Genomic DNA, 22,830 nt, shown 5'->3' with positions numbered 1-22,830 from the left:
ACGGCAGTAATTGTTAGAATTATGTTATTAGTAGGTAAATTTATGCAATCAAAAAGGGACTTAAAAAAATACAATAACCGCAATAATCTATACTTAATTATTGTCGGTATCATTTTGATTTTAGCACTTATCTTCGGTGTTGTTTCATACAACAACCACGTTGCCGCACAAAAACAGGCAAGAGAATTTGCTACTACTCATTTTAACCCTAATGTAACTATTTATGGCGTCAAAGTGGGTAATCTGACGGTTAACAATGCTACTAAAAAAATTAACCAAAAAGGTAATAACATTGTCACTCTTGAAAAAGGAAAGGTTGCCATTGAACGCGACCCTAACATTAATACAATTAAGCAAGAGACGGTTACACAATACTTTAAAAAACAACACACTGAAATGCCTAATAAGCAAAACTATCAATATGACAATGCCGCCTTACTTACTGCCAATAAAAAGTTGCAAACAGTCAGTGGTGCTATTGTAAACTATAGAATTGCAGGTAAAATATATAAATTAGAGGCTGCCAAGTTAATTGATCAAGCTGAATTTAAGCAGGGCAAATACATTTTTTTAAACACTGAAAGCCTAACAGCACAATTAAACAAGATTGATAAAGAAGTTTCAACAATTCATCAAAGTTATAAGTTTGCAGTTCCCGTTAAAAGAAAATTGGCAGCTCAAAAAATTACCATAAAAAACGAAAGTTATGGTTGGGGCGTTTATGTTAAAAAAGCGCAAACTGCGGTTGAACAAGCTTTCTTAAATGGAACTACAGAACTTGATGGTCAGAATTACATCTATGGACTTGGATACAGTACTTATGGTTTAGGTTACGGCAAAACTAATCATGGAATCGGCAATAATTACATTGTTATTTCATTAAAAAAGCAGGAACTCTGGATCATTCGGAATGGTAAATTAGCTGTTTATTTAACCGATATTGTCACCGGAACTAGAGATAAGAGTAAAGGAAAAGGTAACCGAACTCCAGAAGGGGTTTGGTATATTCATTATAAAGAATCCCCTGCTACTTTGCGCGGACGCAATGATGATGGTTCTAAGTACGCTTCACCAGTTAAATATTGGATGCCTTTTACACTTAGTGGTTGTGGTCTACACGATGCTGCTTGGCGCGGTGATTGGAGCAAGAGTGCATACCTACGTGGTGGCTCTCATGGCTGCATTAATATTAAACCGAGCGAAATTAATCGTGTTTGGCATAATGTGATTAAGCATGAAGCAGTTATTATTTATAATTAAGTAAGATAATAAAAAGCAGCAACGAATAATTCGTTGCTGTTTTATTTAATTGATATGCCAAGTAGTAAGGGAAAATGTGCTATGCAAAAAAGCAATTAAGCAACTAGCTAATGAATTACTCGCTTACACAACACACTTAATCAAACATAAAAATTATTAGATCAATTTCAACAACCACAATTAATGGTTGAAAAAAATTGATAAACTTAAACAAATTACCAACAACACTTCAACTACAAAAGAAAAAAACCACCAGAAAACCTGGTGGTCAAAATTTTTTTGATAATATTAGAATTAATTGGTAATTCTTTTATTTACTATTTTTGTAATACAAGTGATCAGTAATCTTTATAAGGCAATCAAGAATGACTACTGCTACTACCAGACATAATACAAATACTGTAAATTTAGTGACACTAGTCCAAAATGGCCATACTCTAGGACCAATTATTGTTCCGAATACTACTGCTGTAATTATGTAACAAATAATTTCAATTGTTTTTAGTGCCTTAGACTTTTCGCGATATTTTTCTTTTGTCATGTTGATCATCTCTACTATATTTTAAATATCCATAGCTTTATTGATAACCCCAACTAACCAAATTACCTTTATTGCTAAATTTAACGTAAATACCTCTATCCATAGCTTTAGTGCCCCCAGCAGAGGCTACACCAACGATGATTTCCTTTGCATTAGCCAATGCAGCTCCACCAAGACCTGCTGAACTTAAGAGGCCACCAATTATTCCTGCCGCACCAACTGCTCCGGCCATAACAAGTACTTTAGTAATTGCACTATTTATATAGATCGTAAATCCATGCTTATTAGTGCTGATATAAGTTCCACCATGACGTAACAGATCTTGCATCAAAGCTACTTGATAAGATTTTTCACCCAAGATCGCCTTAACATCATAGCCTTGCGCTTCAAGCTTTTCAAAAATTTCTTTATTTGTAAAAGTAAAGGTTTTGGTTTCTACATTACCCTTTTGTGCATTTGTAACCGTGGCTGCTTGTACGACTTGAGTTGTTAAAACTCCACTTCCTAATGCTGTTGCAACTGGACTTAATGCTAATGTTGTTAATCCTGCAATTACTGTCTTATTAGTTTCATGATTATTACTCCTTATTATTTAATAACTAAACTATCTAAATAAATTTCATATATATTTCTTTTTTTGAGACTTGAATCTAATATAAAGACCGGTTGTATAACCTTCATAGTCACACTGGCGGTTATTTTTATAAGTCATGCCAAAACCTCATCATCAGTTACATTCCTTATTCTTGGCATGTGCGGACCTCCATTACTTCAATTCTTGATTAAAATGGTGGAAAGAAAATAATAATTTCGCGTAATAACTCAAACAATGTTGTTTCCTCCTATTCTTTTATATTTTTTATAGTTTTAGTATAGTTTATCCACTGATGAAATTTTTCTAGTTTATGATTATCAACTTTTCTAAGTCTTTGCTATAATCTGGCATGCCTGCTAGCTTAACACTTTCAATTAACTTTTGGGCTACTTCCATATATTTGCGATCATGCTCATATTGATATTTAATTATATTGTCAAATATTGGTATTAACATTTTATAAAAAAAGATATCTGGCTGTGTTTTTATTTGAGCCGCATAGTTAACAAATACTTCTGTCTCTTCAAACTTTTTATTTTGAATACAAAAAACCAGCATATTAATAATGATTCCCAAAATTATCTTTTGTATCTTAGTACTAGTTGATCCGATAAATTGTTCTATTATTCTTTTAGATAAGAGCAGATTACTATTTAAATCATAAAAGCTCATAAAATTACAATAAATAATCAAACCATCTTCATCAAAATCAGTAATGCTTAAAATCCGTTCTTTCATTTTATCTATAAGCTTTTGATCTATATGAGTAAAATCTTTGTTGATTACAGCAATGTAAGTATCAATAAGAAACAATTCATCATCCTTATTCGGTAACTCACTTTTTGATACTATATCCCGCAACTATTTTAGTTCCTGCTTAGAATCGTGATAGTATGCTTCATTAGCCAGCCTATTTATTTGTTGTTTTTGTTGATAAAACGATTTGTCATTTTTACTTAATTTGCCAAAAAAATCGATTAATAGTATTTGATTATAATGCAATAAATTAATCAAATCTTCAGCCGAAATTCTACTTAAACCTCTTTCTACTTTCGTATAAAAAGAAGCACTCATTACATTACCTACCCATTGCTTTTGGGTTTTTCTTTGTTTTATTCTATAATCTTTTAATAACTCCCCAATTGTCATCTTAACCGCCTCTATTCAATGTCACTATATTAACTTTAGCTAATTATATTTTAAACCACCATACCAATATTGACTTGACATATTGATATGCTACACTAAGTGGATCAATTAATGGCATAGAAAGATACATTAAAATTCCACATACTGCTTTTTAAAATGGATGGCGGATGATAGATGAAAAGATTGCTAAATTAGAAGATGTTTTTACAGTATTAAAAACAGTTGCTCCTTCAATTAGCATTGATAAACACGGTTCTGATTCTGTTAAAATATTTGTGCATACAGAAAAGAGATTTTATCGTTTTAATGAAACATGGAAAAAGCATTCTCAAATTTATTAATCTGTTATATTTACCTATACCGTCTTTAACTTAACATAATATGCATTATCTTAGGTAAGCAAAAAAGCCCGTTAAAGCGGGCTTTTTGTTTTGGTAATTTTTGTTATTTCATAATTAGACCAATCAAAAACAGCTCAGAAATTCTGAGTTGCTTCTGTTATTTTACTTGAGTAACTTATCAAGTATGACAATAATGTCGCTCAATACTTGCTCTGTCTTAATTAAGACTAAGTAAAATAATACTAAGGTAAATATGTCTGACACGCTTTTTCACCTCCTTTACGGAAAGCCAGTCAACTTTCCAAGATGGTGCACATAACGTGCTTATTCATTTTACCAGAATTGGCAATCATGGTATACTTAAGTCACTAAGGTAGTATGTTTAACATGCAACATAGCGTGCAAAGCAAGTTCAGTCACTTGCAATGCCGGCTGAGCGATCCCAAAAGGGTCGCTTTTTTTCTTTTAAAATAAAAAACGCATCCTTCTTAGAGCACGACCAGACGAAAAAGACATTACCACGCTAGGTAATGCCTTTTTATATTATTCTTGAAAATTACACGGTTCATTAATTATGTTGTCTAGCATCAATATGACGGCACCAACACATTAAACTGAAAGCAGGAGTTCTTCTAAATCTTTGCCATAACTTTTCATTCCTGTCATTTCAATCGTTTTAATTATTGCTTTAACGTTCGCAAAACATTTCTGCTCATGCTCATAATGATACTTAATTAAATTGTCAAATGCCACTATGACCGCCTTATAGAAAAAGATTTCTGGTTTAATTTTAACTTGCTTGGCTACTTCAAGGAAAAAACTCGTTTCATCATATCGCTTATCCTGAATGCATATTGTCAACATATTATCAATTATGCTTAAAACTATCCTTTGTATTCTAATTTCATTACTATCAATAAACTGCTCTATTACCTTTTTGGAAATTATTAAATTGCTATCTAAATCATAAAAAGCCATAAAGTTACAATACATACTTAAACTATCCCCATCAAAATTGGAAATACTAAAGACTTTCTCCTTCATCCTATTAATCATATCTTTATCCAAGATCTTAAAGTTATTACCAAGCATTGCTATATATGCATCAATAAATAAAAGATTATCATCTTTATCCGGTAAATCACTGTCGGCAACTATTTTGCGAATTTGTTGCAAATCACTTTTAGAGTTTTGGTAATATGCCTCATTGATCAGTTGTCCTATTTTTAGGCCTTGCTGATAGCGGGCTTGATCGCGCTTGTTTAATTTACTAAAGAAATCAATTAATGGAACTTTATTTACATGTAATATTGCCACTAAGTCTTCTGCAGAAATTCGATGAATATTCTTTTCGACTTTTGAATAAAACGATGGACTTACAATATCGCCGATCCACTCTTTTTGCGTTTTTTCTTTGTTTAAGCGGAATTCTTTTAGTAATTCTCCAATTGTCATCGCTATTTCCTACCTATCTTTAGCTAATTGTCATATTTGACTTTTGATAATCAAATATGACATTTCTCCTCAATTTAATTGTAAACAAAATATACTGTAAATATCTTAGATTTATAACATTATTAAAAATATAGGGAGAAAATCATGGGCATTTTTTTAAAGAATAAGAATTACCGCAATTTTACAATTGCGAGTTGGCTATCTAGTGCCGGCAATATTTTATTTAGCTTTAATGACTTATGCTAGCAAATTGAAAAATTATGCTTTAGCCTTGTCATTAATTTCTATTACTGAGGCTATACCTAATTTATTACAGAGTATTGGCGGATATTTTGCTGATCGGACTAAGAACAAATATCAAATCATCATATTACTAGTAATCATTAGATTTGTACTATATATGATTGTTGGCGTTCTGTTTGTCACCAACATTGCTGGCTGGAATTTAGTATTAATCGTTATTGGTATTAACTTTATTTCAGATATTTCTGGTATGTATTCCGGCTGATTACAAACTCCGTTAATTGTCGACTTGGTGGGCGAAAATGAAATGTCGGAAGCCGCGGGATTTACTAGTGGTGTATCTCAATTAATTACAATGATAGCCCAGTTTGTTGGTTCAGCCCTATTATTATTTATGTCATATTCCACTTTAGCCATTGTTAACGCACTAACCTTCTTAGTAGCTGGCTTACTCTACGCCAATATCGCTACCAATGTCAAAACGACAGACCACAAGCAAAAATTACAAACCGTCAATAACCAAAACTTTTTTGTAACTTTGAAGTCCTCACTTACTCAAGTTAAAAAAGCCAATGGCTTAATGACATTGCCATGCTAGGTAATGCTTTTTTATGTCACATATCAATTACGTTCAACTAAAGTTGTATTGAAAAGAGACATCTCCTTTTAATCAATATTATTAACTTTTGTGATATCAATAATATTATCTAATTTTGATGCAATGCTTTCATGTAAATGGTGCGTAATCATAATTAGCGTTATCTTTGGATGAGTAACTAAAGTATTCTCGATGTCCAAAGCTGTATCCTTATCAAGTGCCGACGTGCTCTCATCCATTAATATAATTTTTTTACCTGTTATAAGTCCCCTAGCAAGAGTAATTCTTTGTTTCTCACCTCCAGATAAATTCGATCCTTCTTTACCCAATATTGTATCTAATCCTTGAGGAAGAGAATATACTAATTCTTGTAATGACGAAGACGCAATAGCATTTTGTAAATCTTCATCGCTATAATTTAGTCCTAGAGTTATATTATCTCGTAGTGTCTCATTGAAAATATACGGATTTTGATCAATATACACCATATTGTCTCTAATATTATCTGCATTAAGCTTATTGTAATTAATTCCATCATAAGTTACTTCGCCATCATAACTATCAATCCTAGAATTAATTATATTCAATAACGTAGATTTACCGCTCCCACTAGGACCAACTAATGCATACTTTTTCCCTGATTCGAATTCAACATTCAAATTTTTAAAAACATTATGTTGTCCAATAGAATATGTAATGTTAGTTAATTTTATTCCTCTGTGTAACCCATCAATAGGTGTCGGTACTTCTGCCTTATAATTATTTAAATGGAATTTTTCAAAAATAGGCTGTACAGATTTTATTTGCATAATGTTGTTGCCTAATTGTCCTAATCCATTAAATACAGCCCCAGCTAATCCACCAGTACCTCCTAAAGCACCCACAGGAATTAACTTCAGACAAGCTAAGATACCAGTTTGTACAATAATCATAAATTGAGCTAAAACATTAAAAAATGTAATAATAACTTCAATATTTGTTTGTTTCCTAATAGAATCCACTTTTACTTCTTCAAGTTTATGTGACTGTGCTTCTATTTTACTAACGATTAATTTATTTAAACCACTTGAAAATAATACATTGAACCCATCTAATACATCCGTGACTTGTCCTAAAAATTTACCATTCGCTTTTGTAACTGCAATATTTGCTTCTTGCAATTTGCCTGAAAAGAAGCTAGGAACACTGAGTAAAATCATTGACATAATTATAACTGTTACAATCAAAGAATAATGGATTGTTAACAATGCAAAGATAGAAAAAATCACACTAGATATTGATTCAATACTGGCAAAAAAGTTTGTAAATCCAGCTTGTTCAATCATATTTAAATCATTGGTATATTCAGATGAATAAACATTAGTAGGATTCTTATGAAAGTCTAGATAACTAAGATGACTAATGTTCACAGATATATCATGTCTAATAGCAGTACTCATTTTTTGAATAACAATTTGTTGTTGAACGTCTGTTATCCGCATAATAGCTAAATATACTAGCCAAATAATTCCGAACAAAACATACCATTTTAAAAAGTTACCCATATGCAACTTTATAAGCTCATCAAGAGCAAACGCATTAATTAAATTAGTTGATATTTGTAAAAATGACATAATTACTGTCAAGGTTATAACAATCATATTTCTAAATTTATATTGTCTTAGATATCGTTTCATTTTTATTCTCCTCTATAAGTGAATATCTTTGTCAAACAGCTTTAAAATTGTTTTTGGTAACATATACATACATACTTAAAAGTATGAAATGAACGTTTTAAATCTAGATCAATATATTGCTGTGAAGTTTCCAATATAGTTCTGTTTTCAATTTTAACTGTTCCATAACATCTACCCGAATTTCCTTTTTATTCTTACTACTGAACAATAATTTCGAAATTAAAGATATCAGAAAAGTGATAAACTTTATTTATAAAAGTCATATATGAAGTTTGAGGATATTACTATGAATAATTTTGGAAACTCTTTGAGAAACATACGAGAAGCAAAAGGCATAACTATTAAACAGGCAGCTAAAAACATTGTTACTCCAGCATTTTTATCAAAATTCGAACGAGGAGAAAGTGAAATTTCCTTCTCAAGATTACTTAAAATATTAGATCATATGAATGTCGATATTAATGAGTTTATCTTAGAAACTAATGATTTCGAAGAACATCCTCAACGTAAATTTTTAAAAAAATTAATTGATGCTGCCAATAATAAGAGTATTACGATATTTGACAACCTTGAAAAAAATGAAGCTCTACTGTACACCAAGGATGATAATTTGCGGCATAAGCACAATATTTTATTATGTCACCTATATAAAAGTGAGATCACTAATACACCTCCCGAAAAAGATGACTGGATGCCAATAAAAAATTATTTAATGGGTGTAGAAGATTGGGCTTATTATGAATTTCTATTATATGCAAATTCTTTATATTTTCTACCAACAGAAATCATAGAACTAGTTAGTAAATCAGCATATCAAAAAGGTATGCGCTATTTATCATTAAACGACAATAAAAATGGACTTATTGATACCCTACTCAATACTATAGAAACTTTGCTAACCAGAAATGAAACCAAATTAGTCATTGTATACATTAAATTATGCGAAAATCTCATACAATCACCTGATTTAATGTTTGAAAGAGTTCGATTGATATTTTATAAGGGAGCTCTCCAATATTTAACAGGAGATAGCGAACTGGGAATTTCTAAAATGAACGAAGCAATTCAAATCATGCAACTTACAAATTTTAATGGTAACGATATTAAAAATTTTGAAGATTTTAAAAATATTATTTCAAAATAAACCATATGACTTTTTCTTCTATATCTAGGATTAAATCTATCTAAGATAATCCTCAAGAAGTTAAGCTTAACAACTTTAATAACAAGGTACTTAGTCTCGTGAAAGATACAAATATCTATGAAGAAAGAGATAATTCTGAAGTTCAAGTACACACTTTTATCCTTTGTAGCAATATTTAATTAATTTATAAAAAGCCCGTCAAAGCTGGCTTTTTATTTTTTGAATTTTTTTAATTTCATAATTAGACCAATCAAAAAAAGGCAGAGAATTACTCCACCTTTTTCCCTGTATTACTTAAACAGTTTGTCTAGAATCATAAATAAATCATTCAGCACTTGCTTAGCATTTGACAGCACAGAATACAGTAAAAATAAGATAATAAAATATCGTGCACGATTCTCACCTCCTTAGGAGAGCTAGCTAAACTCTCCAAGATGACACATAACGTGCATATTTTATTTTACCAGATATAGATTTTCGTGCTATAATTGACTTAGAAATAAGAGAATGTATCGTATGTACGATAAACGTGTAGCAAGTTAGCTACTTGCAAGCCGGCTGAGCGATCCCAAAAGGGTCGCTTTTTTGTTTCTTTTAAAAAAAATCGTAGCCTCAAGAACACGACAAACGAAAAAATAAGCAAAAGTCCAATAGACTAATGCTTATTTTTCATTAACAAAATTTAATAAAAAGCCTTTTTACTAATTATTTAATAACTGCTTTAATTGCTTGATTAACTGCAGCTTGTTCACGTTTAATTAAGTCTACCCTAGTAGCAATTACTTTAGTATCCATCTTAATTTCACGACCCAAACCTGGTTGATTAATCTTTGGCATAAAGAAGTCACTAAATTCTTGCAATCTATTTGCAGTATGGAAAACACGAGCAGTAACGGTGATATAAGTAGTAAATTCCATATCTCCGCCCACTTTTTCTTCAAGCCAAGACCAACGATTACGTAGCCAATCCCAAGCAGCTTGTTCACCTTTTGGATTAGACAAGATATTGAAATACCAAGAACGTAAATCTTGCGGTTTAATAATGTCTGAATTTTCAAAAGCTGCAACAATCTGCTGAATTTCACTTATATCCTGTGAATTAGTTATAGCTGCAAGCAAGTCACTCTTATAGTATGGATCAACCGTAGTTTGGTACTCATTAATTAATTGTTCGACTAAGCCTGACCGATGATAATTCTTAACTTCATTAATTAAAACATATGGTCGAATCGAGGCTTCTATTTTACTTAAGCTGTTCTCATTAGCAGTAAAGATATGGTGACCGGCTTCAATAATCGTTGAATTTCCAGCATAAAGGGCTGCAGATAGCTCCAATGGTCTAATCAATAAATCATCAGAACTATCAGTTGGCTTCGTCTGCCAGCCTAATGCTGCAACTTTATTTTCTGATAAAAGATTATATAAAAGCTTTAAATTCTTTTCTTCCTCTGAACCAGTAGTGGTAAATTTGCGAAGTTCACGAGCTGCATTAAACAGTGCATTAATTACAATATAAGATTTTGACGTAGCAAATTTTGCCAATAATGGTACTATTTCAGCATAAGAAATTTGGTTACCCTCTGCTAAAAGTCCAAGATCTTGTAACAATTGTAATTGATCAACAGCTTTAAGTTCGTTAAAGTTGGCCATAATATCGGTCATTAATGTTTGATCATAATTAACGATAAAGTGCGAACTATTTCCCACATTAATTCGTAAAGCATGACCGGCACTAGCGCGTAGTTCCTTATAATTTCCAAGATCAACTTGTTTATTTGTCATAATTTGCGGTGCTTTAAAGTTAGCATTTAACGGAATAGCCCATGTTCTTTGAGCATCTTTTCCTTCGCCAATAAAGAATTGCTTTTGGCTTAAAATCAAATGTCCAGCTTGATTAACCTCGGCACTAACAACAGGATAACCTGGTTGATCAAGCCAAGTGTGCATAATCTTGCCAATATCCAAGTTAGTCGCTGTCGACAAAGCACTCCAAAGATCGTCACCGGTTGCATTGCCAAATTGATGTTGATCAAAATAATACTTCAGACCCTTACGTAATGCATCGTCACCTAATAAAGCTCGAACCATTACCAACATCCGTGAACCTTTAGCATAAACGATTGCACTATCAAACAACGAATCAATATCAGCCGGATGTTCGACTTCCACATGAACTGATTGGACACCATCGGTTGCATCTCGTTTTAACGCCGCAGGTACTTCAGAAATTTGATAAGTATTATCCCAAATATGCCACTCAGGCTCTAAAGCATCTACTGAAACATATTCCATCATGTTGGCAAAACTTTCATTAAGCCACAAATCGTCCCACCACTTCATGGTTACTAAATCTCCAAACCATTGATGTGCTAATTCATGAGCGATAACTGTAGCTACATAAGCTTTTTGATCAACTGTAGCATTATCTGGATCTAATAAGACTGCTGCTTCACGATAAGTAATTAAGCCCCAGTTTTCCATTGCCCCAGCTGAAAAATCTGGTAAAGCTAATTGCCATGAATGAGGCAATGGATATTTAGTCTGATAAAACTCCTCGTAAAATTCTATTGCACGTTTAGCAATACCTACCGCAAAGTCCAATTCTTTAGCTTGATGAGCCTTGGTAGCAAAAACACCTACCTTAACGCCATCTTTAGTTTCCGTTACCTTTGATTGTAATTCACCAAAAGCAAAGGCAATCAAATAACTGGACATTTTAACCGTCTTTTCAAAGTAGTGAACCCCATTTTCAACTTTAATTTCCGGCATGTTGGCTAATGTCGTTTCTCCATCATGTTCATCATATTTAATAGCTAGAGAAAAAGTTGCTTTAGCTTCGGGTTCGTCAACACATGGAAATGCTTGACGTGCCGCAGTTGTTTCAAATTGTGTTCCAATAATTTGTTTCTTTACACCATTGATCATGTAGTAAGAAGGATATATTCCCATCATTGTGTCCGTCAATGGGGCAGTATACGTGATTTCAACTGTAGTCTTACCAAGATGACCTAAGTCAATCTTAATTGTTTCAGTTTCATCGCTAACAGTAAATGGCAATTCTTGGTCGTTACTCTTTACAGACATGATTGTCATATATTTTTGATTAACAAAAATTGTTTTTTCTAAGGCCTCACCAGTAATAGTTGAGGTCCCCTTAATTGTTTTTTGTTCACGATTTATATCTAGATATAAATCATAATGCTCAGGCTGAAAAACTTCGTATAAATGTTTTGCTGACATAATCTACCTCCTAAATAATATTGTTATTGTAAATTCTACCAAACCTAAAGGTAAATAGCATTAAAACTTGATTGTAAGGCACGCGTGTTCTTTCTGTAACAGCAATGACACATTAATTATGTAATATGATAAAGAATAATAAATTAAACTATTTATGGGGAATTAAAGAAAAATAAAATGAAAAAAAGTAAAAGTCTTATTTATGAATTAATCGCCGCGCTTGCGTTATCATTCAGTTTTATCAGCATTTTTGAAACAGCAAATAACCAAAACATTCAAACTGTTCAGGCAGCGCGGAAATTATCTAAAAGAGAACGTGCTGCTAAAAAGTGGATTGCAAACCACGAATCAGGTGGCAGATATGATGCTCAAAATGGTGTTTGTTATGGCAAATACCAACTTAACCTAGCTTATTTAGGTGGCGATCACTCTCCAGCAAACCAAGAACGTACAGCTGATAATTACGTATACAGTCGATATGGTTCTTGGGTTAACGCTAAAAATTTTTGGATAATCCATCACTGGTACTAAAAATTTACTCAATTCTCCAATTAAAAAAATAGACTGGTAATTAACTAGTCTATTTTTTATTTAAAACAAAAACAGCACACCAAATGGTGTGCTGTTTCATATTTTCTACTAAGTTATGCTTTATAGCGCATTATACGTACCTTACTTGAATTCAACCAACTTGCAAAAAATGCAAATCCAAAAAATATCAATGCAATAATTGCAATAACAACAATCAAATTGTCGGTACCTGTTCGGGCAATTAGTTGTTCATCGTTTAATAAATAATCTGACTCATTAACTTGATTACACAATCCAAAGAATAACATGATTAGACTGCTCAAAGTTAACAAGCCATTAATTACTGTCAAAGATTTCATCTTAACTAGTTTCAAAAAATCATGTCCTTTCTCTCGATTTAAATACATAATTATATACTTTCATTTAAAAAAAGCAAGATATGTGCGTGAAAAACTTGACATTTATTATTTCTTCAAAATTATTTTGACCACTCACTTGTAAGCCATTCTTGGGCTAACTCAAACCAGTGTGCAGCATGCGGATTAGCCTGCCATTCACGACCCTTAATTGTCATATCTTCACGTCCTAAAGAAAAACCATGACCACCACGGTTGAATAAATGAGCTTCACAAGAAACTTTATTTTTATGTAAAGCATCCAGATATTCTAATGTATTTGTTACTAAAACAATTGGATCATCCCAAGCATGAAAAATAAATGTCGCTGGTGTTTTGGACGTCACGCCTAATGCACTATCTTTGACGAATTCATCTCCTGGTACCTTGTCTTCTTCGTCATCCGGTATAGCAAAACCAATCTTATCTAAATTGATTAACGGATAACCTAATATTGTTTTATTTGGTAAAACTGTACTACTCTTAAATCCAAATTCATTTTGATATTTAGAAGAATTAGCAATACTATTAGCAAAACTTGCGACATGCCCACCAGCTGAAAAACCAATTGTTACAATCTTTTCTGGATCAATTTGGTAATCACTAGCATGATCGCGAAAATATTTTACGGTTGTTAAAACATCTAATCCCGCATCGGGATAGATATCTCCATCATCTTGGACAAGATTATACTCCATCACGACACTGTTAAAGCCGCAATTATTAAATGCTAATGCTACTGGCTCGCCTTCTCGCTTAGAGAGATGATCAAAACTACCGCCTGGAATAACGATAGCCAAAGGATGTTGAGGAGTAACTAAATCACCAATTGAAGCTAACATATAGGGATGAATCTTAAATTTACGCCCATTAAAATTAGTTAATTCTATTTCATTTTTCTTCATTTTTTACCTCGTGCTTTACCATGCTTCTTGTTAAAAAAACAGTCGTTAGTGGTACTGTTAATAATACACCAATTAGTGAATATGTTATAACTAAAATCTCATTGACAAACATCTTTTCATTCACAATTTCACCAATTGTGTAATTTAAACGAATGTACCACAAAAATAATGATAAAAAGCTACCGAACATCCCAAATAAAATGGTATTCATCGCTGTCCCTAAAACATCATTACCGATTTTACTACCACTATTCGCTAATTGTTGGCGAGTAATCATTGGATTATGCTTTTTGATTTCCAGTAGTCCCGAACTCATGGCAACTGCTGCTTCAGCAACTGCACCTAGACAGGAGAAAATAGCTACCGCAACTGCAATTAATGGGTAGCTCAAGCCTGGCATCTGTGATAAACCAACCAGTATTTCACCAGCTTCGGGACCGAGTCCAGCAGCCTGTGCCAACCATTCAAAAACTAAAATCAAGCCACTAACTGCAAGACAAATACATAATGCCGAATAAAATGAATTTTTAGCTACTTGATAATCATGAGTTCCTAAAAAGATAATTGTAACTAACTTAAGTGGTATAAAAATCAAAATTAAAATTGGAATATTAATTCCCCAAGAAATTAGTAGCGCCAGTAAAATCAATAATAAAGTATTAATTAAAACACTAAAAAAGCTGCGAATTCCCGTTTCTCCACCAATTATTGTCATTAATAATGCTAAAACAATTAACAAAGCAACTAGTGTACTCATTTTTGATCACTCGCTTTCCACCAATCATTTTTTAAAAATAATAAACTGCATCCTGTTGCAAAAACAACGGTTAACACAATTCCAATAGCAGAAACCACACTTTGAGTAACGCCAAGTGATAATGTAAAGCCAAAAGTTGAACTTAAACTATTGTTATCACGCAAATAAATAATCGTTAATGGCAATGCTTCAGACATAAAAATTAAAACCAAAACATTAATCAATGGCCCCATTATTTCCTGTCCCATAGTTCGGCCACTTATAATTAATTGCTTAGCCGTTATCTCTTTTTTAGTTTGAATTAACTCATATAAACTAGAAATAATATCAGTTGCCTCATCCATCACTGCGCCTAAAATCCCCAATAAAGTTTGTGCAAGAAAAATTCCTCGTGGATCTTGGGTCGCATAGTCACCCGTTTCATATTTGATTTCAGATTCCCCAGTCAAGCGCATGATCAAATAACAAAGTGCAAACGAAACAAAAACTCCTAATAATGTAGCCAACCATGTAACCATCATTTTTCGATTGAGCCCTTGAACTATTAGCAAGCTAAAGAAGGAAAAAATTACGTCCGCTAAACCGAATAATAAGACAACATAAGCACCATTTAATTTAATATCTAGCAGAATAACTATATAAAACAGTACCCAGCTAAGTGTCATGGATAAAATTAACCCTACTGCCTGCTTGCCTGAGATAGCAATCATTAAGGTAATCATTACCGTTAAAGCAAGAACAATAACCCAATCTCGTTTTGGATTTTGAATAGTAAGATCTCCATTTTTAATACTAACAAAAACTCGCTGTCTGCAACGATACTTCTGGGTTACTAGTTGTGATGGGTAGTAAAGATTAGTTGCTGTAAATTTTTTATTCTTGTATTTACCAGATAAAATTTTTAGATGTAAAATTTGCTTTCGAGTCTCATCCTTGTTGTCATAAACATCTTTACTCTTCTCTACTAAAGTATCTTTAATAGTAGTATCAGTAATTAAAGCTACATCATTTCGATGATAAATTTCGGTAGCAAAGTATGTGCATGCAGTTAAAATAAGTCCAATGAAACCAACAATTACTGCTAAAAGATAGCGTTGCTTAATTTTTTTCAATGTCAGCCTCCATATCTATTCTTCTTACTTTAACTCATAAGTAGTCACATACTAGTTAAGTTTATCTAAAAGAATTGATCATTTTCAGTTATAGATTAATAAATCGTTGCCACCAGTGACTCTTTTCGGGTTCCACTTGCATATCGGCTAAGGTGCGATATTCATTAGATGTAGAACTCTTTTGAGCATTTTCTTGAGCTTTAGCTAGAATTTCTTCGTGAACTTGCTCACTTGATTTATGTTGATCGTGAATAATCTGTGACCTCTTTTCGGCTACTGTTATGGATTCAGGATCTTTTTGATCATCCAAGTCATTATCTACAATGCCAGAAATATCAGGTAAATAAGCTGTCAAATCGTGCTCCTGCTTATTCGACTTTTCTAACAACTCTTTATTTTGGGTCTCAATTCGATTCATTTGTTCTTGTAAATCTTTGAGCGCCGTATTCTGCTGCATAATTGTCTGTTGCAATGCATTAAGCAATTTCATTGTCTGTGGCGCAGTCATTGTTTCCTGATTATGAGAATCAATTCCACCGATTGAATTTTGATTTTGCGCACTAACCGCAAATATTTGTTGAGCTGCTTCTTGCAGGGTCAGCCCGTTTTCTTGAGCCAATTTATGAAAATCTTGTAAGTCCTGAACATCTTGCTTGCTATATAATCGAGCCTTCTGCTTAGTTCTTGGATAATAATCGGGGCGACCGGTGACTCTTTCAACAATTAGTGAATACTTTCGTAATGTAGCAACACTAACATGCAATTTTTTTGCAGTCGCAGCCGGCGCCGTTAATTCTTCAAAATTATGCTTATCACTAGCCATAAATTATTACTCCCTAGCACAATCTAATTAGCCTATTTTATGTAGCAACGTTTTTTTATGTGCATATCTCTGTTGAGCGTATTCAATTAATCGAGTAATTAAATCTGTATATGCTATTCCGGCTTCTTCAAACAGCTTAGGGTACATACTAATGTTAGTAAAACCTGGTAAGGCATTAACTTCTGTTAAAATGATTTTCTGGTCACTCGCACGCAAAGTAGAATCAACACGTGCCATACCACTACATTCAGTTACTTGATAAACCTTTAAAGCATTTGCTTTAACTTGCTTGATAATATTATCAGGTAAATTTGCTGGTATTTGCAAAGCAGTAGTTGAATCATCATCATACTTGTTTTCGTAGCTATAGAATGTGCCTTCAGCATTAATAATCTGACCGACACCAGAAACTATTGGCTGGTCATTACCCAATACAGCTGTTTCAACTTCAGTTCCGTGAATTGTTTCTTCAATTAATACCTTGTCATCATACCGAAACGCATCGGCTAAGGCAGCGTCAAATTCTTCTTTATTGGTTACGTGATGAACGCCTACAGATGAGCCCTGATTAGACGGCTTAACAAATAAATCATTACCTAATTCAGCGCTGATTTTATCATAATCTTGCTTCCAATTATCTTCTTCCTGATATTCAAAACGTTTGATTGCAATCCAATCAGCCACTGCCACTCCAGCACATTGAGCCAAAATTTTGGTGAACTCTTTATCCATTGTTACCGCAGAGGCTAAGACATCATCACCAACAAACGGCTTATCTAAAATCCGAAATAATCCTTGTAAACTACCATCTTCGCCCAGATTTCCGTGTACTATGGGAAAGAAGACGTCAATTTCAGGTAGCTCGGCTAATGAATTCAAATTAGAAATATTATTAACTTGATGGGGATTTTTTACCGTATAGTGTGGATTTTCTAATACTTTCAGCGAATCTTGTTCATTGGCAATATAGCCATCATTGGTAACCCAAATCGGGTGTACATCAAATTTTCTTTTGTCAATTGCATTATATATATTATGGCCTGACATAATTGAAACTTCATATTCAGATGAATTTCCACCAAAAATAAGACCAACTTGTGTTTTCTTACTCATCATTTTTACCTCTTAGTTATTATTCTAACTGCTTAATTATACGGCAATAACTTACTTAAGAACGCTATTTTTTCGAATTTTAGAAATATTTTTCCCATTAGTAGCAAATTTTCTTTAAATAAAAAGAACAGATATCTTAACTCTGTTCTTCTACATTTTAAATGTTTTTATCTTTGTTATTAAATATTAACGCTATACTTTCAAAATAAACTTGGTTATCTCATTTAGAGCAAATTTCATCAAGCATCTAATTATTATAAGTACTTGGCAACAGCGGCTAATAAATCTGCTTCACTATTCACTATTGTACCATTCAATTTAATTAAACCGGTCGTATATAAATTAACATAATGAAATTGATTTTCAGCTATCTGACTTAAGGCAGATAACTTCTGTTTATTGTCACTACCTTGCTGACGAGTATCCGTATATAATCCCACAACTGGTATTTCTTTAGCATAAGCAACTCCAATCTCGCTAGCAACACCATTATCAATAGTATTACCATCTAAAATTGCTACCACTAAATCACTTTGAATTAGTTTTTTAGTATCCGCCAAGGCAATCATTTTTGAATCAGCATAAGCCTGCTTATCATTAATTTCATTGTTTTCTTGTGGTAAATATAAATCGATCGCATCACTTAACTGCCGAATTTTAGCTGCTAACTGCGCGTTATAATTAATTTCTGCTTGTGAGAATAGAGCATTGGCAAAATAAATTTTCATGATTAATTCCTTTAAATATAATTGGCTAATTATTAGGTGAACTAATTTCCCATGGAATTGCGCTTAAAATGTAAATAATTACTCCCACAATTACAAAGTCCAAGAAAATACCGCTACTAATTTCTAACACATAGCCTAAAACTGCTAACCCTTCAACATTAAAAATTACTGGTACGAGGGCCATCATACCAGAAATAAGAATCAACCAAAAACCAGCCCACATTACTGCTGCCGTAATGATATGCGTTAATTGCTTAGAAGTCATTATTGCACTTATTTCTTTAATTATGGAACGAAGACTAATAATCGCCATCACAATTAAAATAAAATTCATGAACAACAAGCCAAAAGCAATATTTCCGCCTAAAGTAACAGTACTCAAATTAAAGGCATCCGCTACCTCATAAGGTGCATTCTCTCCTAATTTATTTAATTTCAACCGCACTAATTGCGCATCGCTCGATGAGCCTTGGTCAATATTTGAATCAATATCTTTCAGTATCTGCTCTGCAAGCCTTCTATTACTAACTTTAAACCAAGGAAATCCTAAAGCATAATCAATAATATGATCGGCAATTGGCTGAGTCTGCTTTGTAGTTAATAAATTTGCATTACCATTTTTATTGGCTCCAATTGTTTCGGCCAGTACATCGAAATGCTTATTGACCTGTCTAACAACAACAACTTCATTATTATTGTTCCTAAGTTGCCCTTTCATAAAAAAGGGATTAAGAAAAGTTATAGTAACCATTACTAACGTTACAATTATAAAAATTATAAAGGACATAATCTTCTTATAGTTAATTTTCTGATCTTGTCCAGTTGGTTTGCGCAAATTAGTTCGCGCGCCATTTGCCATATCTTTCCCTTCTAACAGACAATATCTTTGCCCTCATCAAACATGGTATCAATTTCATGGTGAATTGATTTTATATCAACGGCAGCAATAATCTTGTGCCCATCATTAAGACTTTCAGTAATTTGCTTTTGTGTACAGTGTAAGAAACTATACATTAATGAACCAGTAGCATAATCAGCCATTTGTTCTGCAGAAAGCGCAAATCTCTTACTATTATTATATAGTCGTCCAACTCCAGTAATAACAAAAGCTAAGCCACATTGAACTTCATTTAAGTCAAATGTAGTTTCATCAAAGATTTGTTTTTCCTTAATCCAGCTTGCTAGAATCTGCAACCAATTATCAAGAGTTTCATTGCTACTAAAAACTTCAGTAATAATCCGCTTAAGACCATTATCATAAATGCCTAACATTGCAACTGTATAAATAAATGCTTTGGTTCGTGCCCCAATATGACCACTTTCAGCATCATAAATACTTCTTACTTGTGCATCTAAAGTATTAAGTATATTTCTAATTATATCATCTGTCAGCTTAGCTTTATGTGGATAGTATGACTGTAAAAGTGACTTAGAAATTCCTGACTTTTCTGCAATCATTTGAAAAGAAACATTATCCATTCCATTTTTCCTGATTAATTGAAAAGTATTCCTTAAAATAATTCTTCGTCTTTTATAATTTTTTCGTCTTGCCATAATGGTTCTTCTCTTCCTATACATTTCTTTTTAATTATACCAATGATATAAAATAAATAAACAAAAAGATACCAATATAACTTCAACAATATAGTCGCTTTATATTATAGTAATAAATAACCGTCTGTGCTTTATTTTAATTCGCTTTCACTCAGCAAGTGCATAGAACGATCATTATAAACATAATTAATTCCACGAGCTAACAATAAATCAACCGAAATTCGAACCATTCTATCTGGGTAATGATTATGCTTAATAGTATCAGTAACGACAATTTGTTCAATTGGCAATTCGTTTAAAACTTCAGTTGCATTCTGTGAAAGTAACGCATGTGTTGAAGCAACATAAACTTTTTTAGCCCCTGCAGCCATTACCGACTTAGTTGAGGAAGAAATTCTTGATCCGGTGTCTATTAAATCATCAACTATAATACATTTCTTATTTTTAACATTACCGATCACATCATGAACATCTGTGTCATAACGTGCCCGACGTTGATCAACAATTGCAATTGGAGCATCAAATATTTGACCAAAATTTCGGGCCAACTTAGCCCCTGAGTGATCAGGCGAAACAACTACAATATCATCATCATCTGTAGTCGCAATTCCATTATCAATAAAATATTGCGCTAACAGTGGCATTGCATGCAAATGATCAACCGGAACATTATAGAAACCTTGAATTTGGGCGGCATGCAAATCAAGTGCAATTAAGTGATCCATTCCAGTAATTTGAAGCAGATTGGCAACTAACTTACCAGTAATCGGTTCACGTGAACGTGTCTTAGTGTCAGAACGTGAATATGCCAAATACGGTACAACAACATTAATGCGATGTGCAGATGCTCGATGAAGGGCATCCAAAACAATTTCTAATTCCATAAAGTTTTCATTTACAGGATCTTGAATTGATTGAATAACGAAAACATCACACCCTCTGACACTTTCACCAATATTAACCTGAATTTCACCATCGCTAAAGTGTTGTACGGCGGTTTCAATTAACGGCTTTTTCAAAATTGTAGCAATCTTTTCATTCAAAACCGGGTTTCCACTTAACCCAATTAATTTCATTGGGTGCATCAATTGAAGAATTTCTTCTTTGTTCATAACTACCTCTTTATAAAAATACCATCTATTTAGTCTATTATAACTAAAAAAGTGCTAAGTGCCTAGGAAATGGGTAAAATGAATCAAAAAGCTGGTCTCTTTTTTCATTAATTAATTTGTTATTTGATTAGGTAAGAAAACTAGACTCAAATTTAGTTTTATTATGTTATTAAAGCTATTTTATTTTAGCAACAATAAGTAAACGGGCAGTAGACCTTAGAGTTGTCTACTGCCTTTTTATAATCCTAATTAAACAAAAAAGGTGCTCAAGCTTTACGCTTGAGCACCTTTTATAAAATCATTATTATTGTTGCCTAACAACAAACTTCTACAGAATTTCCTTAAACTTTAATTTAAGAAAATCAGACAAAACTTATAGGTATTAGTGCAAAGATATATCACTTAATTGTTAGTTAGTAAGTATCTTGACAAAATCTTAAGTTTATTGAATTCCTGTGGATAAAGTCCAAGTTAATGAAGTCGTATAAGTTCCTGCATCAACACTGGCACTTGCTGGTAAAGTCAACTTGATATCACTTGGATCCCAAGCAAAAACGGCTGCTCCGCTACCAGTAGCAGCTACTGATGAGCTTCCAACCTGAACTGCGGTACCATTGGCAGCTAAATTAACCGTAAAACTTTTATTCAAATTATCGACCAGATGAGCGACATAATTATAATTTCCATCATCAGGATTTCCTGTTAGTCCCGTAATATTTTGTGTTTCGCCAAGTACAGTATTGTTAAAACCTAGTGTGGCGCCACTAATTGTTTTGGCACTAGAGCTACTACCAGTTGTCAGCGGACCATTGGCTTTAACACTTAACTGCCAATTACCTGCATGACTATCATTCTTGGCATCAGTGTCGTGACGGGTCTCTTGCTTATCAACCACTGTCACCCAAGTCTTACCATTAATAGCACTTAAATAAGAAAGAGTGGTAGAAAGCTTCGGGGTCTGGTTAGCTCCCCCGGCATATCCAGGATATACATCATTGTTGGTACCATCTACGATACCATTTACGTTTGTACCAGCTGCTGTAAAGACAGGGTTGGCAGAATTAAACGTAGTATGAGTACCAAAGTCGAGTACTTCTGGCACACGTTGCAAGCGTAAGTACCCTATACCATCATCATCATGGTGTTTATGATCGTCGCCGCCAGGATTATTACCGCCGCCAGGATTATCAGGATTATCACCGCCGCCGCCAGGATTATTACCGCCGCCAGGATTATCAGGATTATTACCGCCGCCAGGATTACTACCGCTGCCTTTTGCAAAGGTAATCCCTACTTTACTATGATTGGTATCTGGTAAGGCTTTACCACCGTTCATTTTTGCATTGCCTTCTTGGGTTTGAGCTTGAATAATGGCCGGAGTAGCGGCAGCTACAGTCGATAAGACCGTGGCACTTGTCATTACCATACTGGCTATTTTAGTTAATTTCATTTTGAAGTTCCTCCTTCAAATACATATTTTTCATACACAACTAATCATCTTGCAATGATTATTCCAACGATTGTTTACTAGTTAATAAAGATTGATCGTCTTCCAAGT

23 protein-coding genes are annotated in these 22,830 nt (G+C 33.2%); 6 read left to right on the top strand and 17 right to left on the bottom strand.

The genetic code is table 11. The features are described 5' to 3' along the window. Positions 1-42: 42 nt before the first annotated feature. Positions 43-1,260, top strand: a complete 1,218-nt coding sequence (locus tag F5ESL0228_RS00710; RefSeq protein ID WP_122022545.1) for a L,D-transpeptidase family protein — start codon at positions 43-45, stop codon at positions 1,258-1,260. A gap of 578 nt (positions 1,261-1,838) precedes the next feature. Here F5ESL0228_RS00710 and F5ESL0228_RS00700 read toward each other — a convergent pair. The 3 genes from F5ESL0228_RS00700 to F5ESL0228_RS00690 all read right to left on the bottom strand — a co-directional run bounded on the left by F5ESL0228_RS00700 (position 1,839) and on the right by F5ESL0228_RS00690 (position 3,545). Continuing rightward, positions 1,839-2,159, bottom strand: a complete 321-nt coding sequence (locus tag F5ESL0228_RS00700) for a hypothetical protein (RefSeq protein ID WP_122022543.1) — start codon at positions 2,157-2,159, stop codon at positions 1,839-1,841. Between the two features lie 540 nt (positions 2,160-2,699). Then, the gene (locus F5ESL0228_RS00695) at positions 2,700-3,257 is read right to left on the bottom strand and encodes a hypothetical protein (protein ID WP_122022542.1); all 558 of its coding nucleotides are present in this window, start codon (positions 3,255-3,257) and stop codon (positions 2,700-2,702) included. Then, on the bottom strand, positions 3,258-3,545 hold the full coding sequence (locus tag F5ESL0228_RS00690; RefSeq protein WP_122022541.1) for a helix-turn-helix domain-containing protein: 288 nt from the start codon (positions 3,543-3,545) through the stop codon (positions 3,258-3,260). It abuts the gene before it with no gap. Positions 3,546-3,712: 167 nt separating this feature from the next. On the opposite strand from F5ESL0228_RS00690, the gene F5ESL0228_RS08270 reads away from it, so the two are divergent. Next, positions 3,713-3,886, top strand: a complete 174-nt coding sequence (locus tag F5ESL0228_RS08270) for a hypothetical protein (protein WP_158592461.1) — start codon at positions 3,713-3,715, stop codon at positions 3,884-3,886. Positions 3,887-4,495: 609 nt separating this feature from the next. On the opposite strand, the gene F5ESL0228_RS00685 is transcribed toward F5ESL0228_RS08270, so the two are convergent. Next, a complete protein-coding gene (locus F5ESL0228_RS00685) occupies positions 4,496-5,341 on the bottom strand; it encodes a helix-turn-helix domain-containing protein (RefSeq protein ID WP_122022540.1) in 846 nt (281 codons plus the stop codon). Between the two features lie 205 nt (positions 5,342-5,546). Here F5ESL0228_RS00685 and F5ESL0228_RS00680 point away from each other — a divergent pair, with 205 nt between their 5' ends. Beyond that, entirely contained in the window at positions 5,547-5,849 is a 303-nt protein-coding gene (locus F5ESL0228_RS00680) for a hypothetical protein (protein WP_122022539.1), read from the top strand. Positions 5,850-5,891: 42 nt separating this feature from the next. Beyond that, the gene (locus F5ESL0228_RS00675) at positions 5,892-6,182 is read left to right on the top strand and encodes a hypothetical protein (RefSeq protein ID WP_122022538.1); all 291 of its coding nucleotides are present in this window, start codon (positions 5,892-5,894) and stop codon (positions 6,180-6,182) included. Between the two features lie 68 nt (positions 6,183-6,250). Here the strand turns inward: F5ESL0228_RS00675 and F5ESL0228_RS00670 are convergent, their stop codons facing one another. Beyond that, complete coding sequence (locus F5ESL0228_RS00670) at positions 6,251-7,858, bottom strand: ABC transporter ATP-binding protein (RefSeq protein WP_122022537.1); 1,608 nt, start codon at positions 7,856-7,858, stop codon at positions 6,251-6,253. A gap of 286 nt (positions 7,859-8,144) precedes the next feature. Here F5ESL0228_RS00670 and F5ESL0228_RS00665 point away from each other — a divergent pair, with 286 nt between their 5' ends. Further along, a complete protein-coding gene (locus F5ESL0228_RS00665; RefSeq protein ID WP_158592460.1) occupies positions 8,145-9,002 on the top strand; it encodes a helix-turn-helix domain-containing protein in 858 nt (285 codons plus the stop codon). 705 nt (positions 9,003-9,707) lie between these two features. On the opposite strand, the gene F5ESL0228_RS00660 is transcribed toward F5ESL0228_RS00665, so the two are convergent. Further along, the gene (locus F5ESL0228_RS00660; RefSeq protein ID WP_122022535.1) at positions 9,708-12,242 is read right to left on the bottom strand and encodes a M1 family metallopeptidase; all 2,535 of its coding nucleotides are present in this window, start codon (positions 12,240-12,242) and stop codon (positions 9,708-9,710) included. Between the two features lie 177 nt (positions 12,243-12,419). Between F5ESL0228_RS00660 and F5ESL0228_RS00655 the strand changes: the two genes are divergently transcribed. Beyond that, on the top strand, positions 12,420-12,773 hold the full coding sequence (locus tag F5ESL0228_RS00655) for an aggregation promoting factor surface protein (RefSeq protein ID WP_122022534.1): 354 nt from the start codon (positions 12,420-12,422) through the stop codon (positions 12,771-12,773). Positions 12,774-12,886: 113 nt separating this feature from the next. On the opposite strand, the gene F5ESL0228_RS00650 is transcribed toward F5ESL0228_RS00655, so the two are convergent. From F5ESL0228_RS00650 to F5ESL0228_RS00600, 11 genes are all read right to left on the bottom strand, one after another. After that, positions 12,887-13,180: a hypothetical protein gene (locus F5ESL0228_RS00650; protein WP_122022533.1), complete on the bottom strand. Its 294-nt coding sequence runs from the start codon at positions 13,178-13,180 to the stop codon at positions 12,887-12,889. A 71-nt stretch (positions 13,181-13,251) separates the two neighbouring features. Continuing rightward, complete coding sequence (locus F5ESL0228_RS00645) at positions 13,252-14,073, bottom strand: alpha/beta hydrolase (protein ID WP_122022532.1); 822 nt, start codon at positions 14,071-14,073, stop codon at positions 13,252-13,254. Further along, positions 14,060-14,830 carry a YibE/F family protein gene (locus F5ESL0228_RS00640; protein WP_122022531.1) on the bottom strand — a complete coding sequence of 257 codons (771 nt, stop codon included), beginning with the start codon at positions 14,828-14,830 and terminating at the stop codon, positions 14,060-14,062. Before F5ESL0228_RS00640 ends, F5ESL0228_RS00645 begins: the two co-directional genes overlap by 14 nt. After that, entirely contained in the window at positions 14,827-15,942 is a 1,116-nt protein-coding gene (locus tag F5ESL0228_RS00635) for a YibE/F family protein (RefSeq protein ID WP_122022530.1), read from the bottom strand. Before F5ESL0228_RS00635 ends, F5ESL0228_RS00640 begins: the two co-directional genes overlap by 4 nt. Before the next feature lie 88 nt (positions 15,943-16,030). Continuing rightward, positions 16,031-16,765 carry a transcriptional regulator gene (locus F5ESL0228_RS00630; RefSeq protein WP_122022529.1) on the bottom strand — a complete coding sequence of 245 codons (735 nt, stop codon included), beginning with the start codon at positions 16,763-16,765 and terminating at the stop codon, positions 16,031-16,033. Between the two features lie 27 nt (positions 16,766-16,792). Further along, complete coding sequence (locus tag F5ESL0228_RS00625) at positions 16,793-17,878, bottom strand: D-alanine--D-alanine ligase family protein (RefSeq protein WP_122022528.1); 1,086 nt, start codon at positions 17,876-17,878, stop codon at positions 16,793-16,795. A gap of 254 nt (positions 17,879-18,132) precedes the next feature. Beyond that, on the bottom strand, positions 18,133-18,606 hold the full coding sequence (locus F5ESL0228_RS00620) for a nucleoside 2-deoxyribosyltransferase (protein ID WP_122022527.1): 474 nt from the start codon (positions 18,604-18,606) through the stop codon (positions 18,133-18,135). Between the two features lie 25 nt (positions 18,607-18,631). After that, entirely contained in the window at positions 18,632-19,465 is an 834-nt protein-coding gene (locus F5ESL0228_RS00615) for a hypothetical protein (protein WP_122022526.1), read from the bottom strand. An 11-nt stretch (positions 19,466-19,476) separates the two neighbouring features. Then, the gene (locus F5ESL0228_RS00610) at positions 19,477-20,160 is read right to left on the bottom strand and encodes a TetR/AcrR family transcriptional regulator (RefSeq protein WP_122017647.1); all 684 of its coding nucleotides are present in this window, start codon (positions 20,158-20,160) and stop codon (positions 19,477-19,479) included. Positions 20,161-20,291: 131 nt separating this feature from the next. Beyond that, positions 20,292-21,272, bottom strand: coding sequence for a ribose-phosphate pyrophosphokinase (locus tag F5ESL0228_RS00605; RefSeq protein WP_122017646.1), 981 nt, complete (start codon positions 21,270-21,272; stop codon positions 20,292-20,294). A gap of 442 nt (positions 21,273-21,714) precedes the next feature. Further along, positions 21,715-22,722, bottom strand: a complete 1,008-nt coding sequence (locus tag F5ESL0228_RS00600) for a WxL domain-containing protein (RefSeq protein WP_122022525.1) — start codon at positions 22,720-22,722, stop codon at positions 21,715-21,717. Positions 22,723-22,830: the final 108 nt, after the last annotated feature.

Origin of the sequence: Lactobacillus sp. ESL0228 (assembly GCF_003692825.1) — a bacterium.
Classification (GTDB): Bacteria; Bacillota; Bacilli; order Lactobacillales; family Lactobacillaceae; genus Lactobacillus.
Note: the sequence above shows the minus strand (reverse complement) of the source record. Positions and strands in the feature narration are given on the sequence as shown.

What these genes read in the sequence shown, in the direction of transcription:
- F5ESL0228_RS00710 (WP_122022545.1), top strand. Translation starts at nt 43, where the DNA reads ATGCAATCAAAAAGGGACTTAAAAAAATACAATAACCGCAATAATCTA.
- F5ESL0228_RS00690 (WP_122022541.1), bottom strand. Translation starts at nt 3,545, where the DNA reads ATGACAATTGGGGAGTTATTAAAAGATTATAGAATAAAACAAAGAAAA.
- F5ESL0228_RS08270 (WP_158592461.1), top strand. Translation starts at nt 3,713, where the DNA reads ATGATAGATGAAAAGATTGCTAAATTAGAAGATGTTTTTACAGTATTA.
- F5ESL0228_RS00685 (WP_122022540.1), bottom strand. Translation starts at nt 5,341, where the DNA reads ATGACAATTGGAGAATTACTAAAAGAATTCCGCTTAAACAAAGAAAAA.
- F5ESL0228_RS00675 (WP_122022538.1), top strand. Translation starts at nt 5,892, where the DNA reads ATGTCGGAAGCCGCGGGATTTACTAGTGGTGTATCTCAATTAATTACA.
- F5ESL0228_RS00670 (WP_122022537.1), bottom strand. Translation starts at nt 7,858, where the DNA reads ATGAAACGATATCTAAGACAATATAAATTTAGAAATATGATTGTTATA.
- F5ESL0228_RS00665 (WP_158592460.1), top strand. Translation starts at nt 8,145, where the DNA reads ATGAATAATTTTGGAAACTCTTTGAGAAACATACGAGAAGCAAAAGGC.
- F5ESL0228_RS00660 (WP_122022535.1), bottom strand. Translation starts at nt 12,242, where the DNA reads ATGTCAGCAAAACATTTATACGAAGTTTTTCAGCCTGAGCATTATGAT.
- F5ESL0228_RS00655 (WP_122022534.1), top strand. Translation starts at nt 12,420, where the DNA reads ATGAAAAAAAGTAAAAGTCTTATTTATGAATTAATCGCCGCGCTTGCG.
- F5ESL0228_RS00650 (WP_122022533.1), bottom strand. Translation starts at nt 13,180, where the DNA reads ATGTATTTAAATCGAGAGAAAGGACATGATTTTTTGAAACTAGTTAAG.
- F5ESL0228_RS00645 (WP_122022532.1), bottom strand. Translation starts at nt 14,073, where the DNA reads ATGAAGAAAAATGAAATAGAATTAACTAATTTTAATGGGCGTAAATTT.
- F5ESL0228_RS00640 (WP_122022531.1), bottom strand. Translation starts at nt 14,830, where the DNA reads ATGAGTACACTAGTTGCTTTGTTAATTGTTTTAGCATTATTAATGACA.
- F5ESL0228_RS00630 (WP_122022529.1), bottom strand. Translation starts at nt 16,765, where the DNA reads ATGGCTAGTGATAAGCATAATTTTGAAGAATTAACGGCGCCGGCTGCG.
- F5ESL0228_RS00625 (WP_122022528.1), bottom strand. Translation starts at nt 17,878, where the DNA reads ATGAGTAAGAAAACACAAGTTGGTCTTATTTTTGGTGGAAATTCATCT.
- F5ESL0228_RS00620 (WP_122022527.1), bottom strand. Translation starts at nt 18,606, where the DNA reads ATGAAAATTTATTTTGCCAATGCTCTATTCTCACAAGCAGAAATTAAT.
- F5ESL0228_RS00615 (WP_122022526.1), bottom strand. Translation starts at nt 19,465, where the DNA reads ATGGCAAATGGCGCGCGAACTAATTTGCGCAAACCAACTGGACAAGAT.
- F5ESL0228_RS00610 (WP_122017647.1), bottom strand. Translation starts at nt 20,160, where the DNA reads ATGGCAAGACGAAAAAATTATAAAAGACGAAGAATTATTTTAAGGAAT.
- F5ESL0228_RS00605 (WP_122017646.1), bottom strand. Translation starts at nt 21,272, where the DNA reads ATGAACAAAGAAGAAATTCTTCAATTGATGCACCCAATGAAATTAATT.
- F5ESL0228_RS00600 (WP_122022525.1), bottom strand. Translation starts at nt 22,722, where the DNA reads ATGAAATTAACTAAAATAGCCAGTATGGTAATGACAAGTGCCACGGTC.